Annotated in this window: 1 pseudogene; it reads right to left on the reverse strand. The window is 50.9% G+C overall.

The features are described 5' to 3' along the window. Positions 1 to 2,670 (reverse strand): annotated as a pseudogene (locus JKA74_RS20605) (hypothetical protein); the annotation flags it as partial.

The raw sequence follows: 2,670 nt of genomic DNA on the forward strand, positions 1-2,670 counted from the left end.
CGCCTGCTGTAGTCGTGGATCCTGTCAGCTCTACGCTGGTGGTTGCACAGGTAAGCGGGCCATTGTTGCTCGCTGTCACTCCTTCTGGTTGTGACTCATCTATACCTACTTCGGTAGTCGTGGTAGTCGTACAGCCGGTACTTTCTTTCGTTACCTCTAAAGTGTATGCTCCGGGAGCACTTACTGTAGTGGTCGCTGTGGTCGCTATCTCACTGCTGCCTTTTAACCAACGGTAGCTCACGCCTGTCGTGGTCGTTGAACCTGTCAGTTCCACGCTGGTGGTTTCACAAGTAAGTGGGCCGTTGTTGCTAGCCGTCACTCCTTCCGGTTGCGAGTAGTCTGTGCCAACTGTGGTAGTCGTAGTAGTCGTACAGCCGGTACTCTCTTTGGTCACTTCCAAAGTATACTCTCCAGGAGCACTTACCGTAGTGGTCGCTGTAGTTGCGATCTCATTGCTGCCTCTTAACCAACGGTAGCTCACGCCTGTTGTAGTCGTGGATCCTGTCAGCTCTACGCTTAAAGTCTCACAAGTCAATGGTCCGCTGTTGCTGGCTGTAACGCCTTCGGGTTGTGACTCATCTATTTCCACTTCGGTGGTTGTGGTAGTCGTACAGCCGGTACTTTCTTTGGTTACTTCAAAAGTATACTCTCCAGGAGCACTTACCGTAGTGGTCGCTGTAGTTGCGATCTCATTGCTGCCTCTTAACCAACGGTAGCTCACGCCTGTTGTAGTCGTGGAACCTGTCAGCTCCACACTGGTGGTTGCACAGGTAAGCGGGCCACTGTTGCTGGCTGTTACACCTTCGGGCTGTGATTCATCTATACCTACCACCGTAGTCGTGGTAGTCGTACAGCCGGTACTCTCTTTGGTTACTTCCAAAGTATACTCTCCGGGAGCACTTACTGTGGTAGTAGCTGTGGTTGCAATCTCATTGCTGCCACTTAACCAACGGTAGCTCACGCCTGTAGTGGTCGTTGAACCTGTCAGCTCTACGCTTAAAGTCTCACAAGTCAATGGTCCGCTGTTGCTGGCTGTAACGCCTTCGGGTTGTGATTCATCTATACCTACTTCTGTAGTCGTAATAGTCGTACAACCAGTACTTTCTTTTGTTACCTCTAAAGTGTATGTTCCAGGAGCACTTACTATGGTAGTTGCCGTAGTTGCAATTTCATTGCTGCCACTTAGCCAACGGTAGCTCACGCCTGTCGTGGTCGTGGAACCTGTCAGCTCTACGCTGGTGGTTTCACAAGTCAATGGTCCGCTGTTGCTCGCTGTCACTCCTTCAGGCTGTGATTCATCTATACCTACTTCGGTAGTGGTGGTAGTCGTACAGCCGGTACTTGTCTTGGTCACTTCCAAAGTGTATTCACCTGGGGAATTGACTGTGGTAGTTGCTGTAGTCGCTATCTCACTGCTGCCTTTTAACCAACGGTAGCTCACGCCTGTAGTGGTCGTAGATCCTGTCAGCTCTACGCTTAAAGTCTCACACGTCAATGGTCCGCTGTTGCTGGCTGTAACGTCTTCGGGTTGTGACTCATCTATTTCCACCTCGGTGGTTGTGGTAGTCGTACAGCCGGTACTTGTCTTGGTCACTTCCAAAGTGTATTCACCTGGGGAATTGACTGTGGTAGTTGCTGTGGTCGCTATCTCACTACCATCACTTAACCAGCGGTAGCTCACGCCTGCTGTAGTCGTGGATCCTGTCAGCTCTACGCTGGTGGTTGCACAGGTAAGCGGGCCATTGTTGCTCGCTGTCACTCCTTCTGGTTGTGACTCATCTATACCTACTTCGGTAGTGGTGGTAGTCGTACAGCCGGTACTTTCTTTCGTTACCTCTAAAGTGTATGCTCCGGGAGCACTTACTGTAGTGGTCGCTGTGGTCGCTATCTCACTGCTGCCTTTTAACCAACGGTAGCTCACGCCTGTCGTGGTCGTTGAACCTGTCAGTTCCACGCTGGTGGTTTCACAAGTCAATGGTCCGCTGTTGCTTGCTGTCACTCCTTCCGGTTGTGACTCATCTATTTCCACTTCAGTAGTGGTAGTAGTTGTGCAACCGGTACTCTCTTTGGTCACTTCCAAAGTGTATTCGCCAGGAGCACTTACTGTAGTGGTCGCTGTGGTCGCAATTTCACTGCTGCCACTTAACCAACGGTAGCTCACGCCTGTTGTAGTCGTGGATCCTGTCAGCTCTACGCTTAAAGTCTCACAAGTCAATGGTCCGCTGTTGCTGGCTGTAACGCCTTCGGGTTGTGACTCATCTATTTCCACTTCGGTGGTTGTGGTAGTCGTACAGCCGGTACTTTCTTTGGTTACTTCAAAAGTATACTCTCCAGGAGCACTTACCGTAGTGGTCGCTGTAGTTGCGATCTCATTGCTGCCTCTTAACCAACGGTAGCTCACGCCTGTTGTAGTCGTGGAACCTGTCAGCTCCACACTGGTGGTTGCACAAGTCAATGGTCCGCTGTTGCTCGCTGTTACACCTTCGGGCTGTGATTCATCTATACCTACCACCGTAGTCGTGGTAGTCGTACAGCCGGTACTCTCTTTGGTTACTTCCAAAGTATACTCTCCAGGAGCACTTACTGTAGTAGTAGCTGTGGTTGCAATCTCATTGCTGCCACTTAACCAACGGTAGCTCACGCCTGCTGTAGTCGTGGAACCTGTCAGCT

Origin of the sequence: Marivirga aurantiaca (assembly GCF_016679925.1) — a bacterium.
Lineage (GTDB): Bacteria > Bacteroidota > Bacteroidia > Cytophagales > Cyclobacteriaceae > Marivirga > Marivirga aurantiaca.